At 56.4% G+C, this 1,042-nt stretch carries 1 pseudogene; it reads left to right on the top strand.

Annotated elements, in window-relative coordinates:
* A pseudogene (locus A8L45_RS24820) lies at positions 1 to 1,042 on the top strand (hypothetical protein); the annotation flags it as partial.

Below are 1,042 nucleotides of genomic sequence, written 5' to 3'. Positions count from 1 at the left end.
GCCACCGGGGCTGATATTATCCAGAAGACCTCTGCCGTAGTCGACAGTTCCGGCATGGCCGCCAGGCTGGTGATTGATACCGTTGATGATGCCCTCTACGAAGCCAGTGAAACTTTTACCGTCAAGGTAGACAGCATCACTCTTGATGGCAACCCGGTGTTTGAAAATCTCAACTTGGACAGTGCTACCGTGGACACCGTGATAATGGATGACCGGGGGCAGGACACAGCAGACACCGTCATCGTCACCCTCGATGGCGACGCGCAGGTCAATGAGGGGACCAGCGCCACTTATACTGTGATGCTGGATAAGACCGCCCCTCCCGGTAGTAAAGTCCTCCTGACCTATACCTATGATACAGCCGACGAGCAGGATATCACCGAAATCCATGAAGCCATCATTCTGTCCGATGGCAAAACCGCCAACTTCTCCGTTGAGGCCAAAAATGACAGCATGTATGAGGGTCCACAGGCCTTTACCATCAGTGTCCATGGCATTGTCCAGCAGGATGGCACGACCCCGGCCTTTGAACATATTGACGACACCGCTGCCCATCTCACCACCACCATCATGGATGAGACTGACCGACCTGAAGTGACCACACTGACTGCGGACAACGGCGGACAGGTGACCGAGGGAGACACCGCCAGCTGGACCCTGTCCCTGAACAACCCATCAACCACCCCGACCACTATTACCCTGACGGTCGCAGACGGCGCTACTGCAACAGGAGGGGAGGACGTAGCCACCGTTTTCCGTATCATTGGCGATGGCAACGTGATACTGGATACCACCTCCGGTAACCCGCCCACCTTTACCCTACCGGCCGGGCTGGACACAGTTCGTATTGAGCTCGACACCCTGGATGATGTCTATATCGAGACGCAGGAAACCCTGACTCTGCAGGCCCGCACCGACAACCAACAGAACTGGACCGTCGCAGACCATGTCACTACACTCCATGACGACCGGGGTACGGATGCAGCAGATACCGTCGCTGTCACACTGACGCCGGACAAGGATGACGTCACCGAAGGTGAGG

It is taken from the genome of Veronia pacifica, assembly GCF_001707825.1.
GTDB lineage: Bacteria > Pseudomonadota > Gammaproteobacteria > Enterobacterales > Vibrionaceae > Veronia > Veronia pacifica.
The sequence above is the reverse complement of the archived record's forward strand: the minus strand, read 5'-3'. Positions and strand labels throughout refer to the sequence as shown.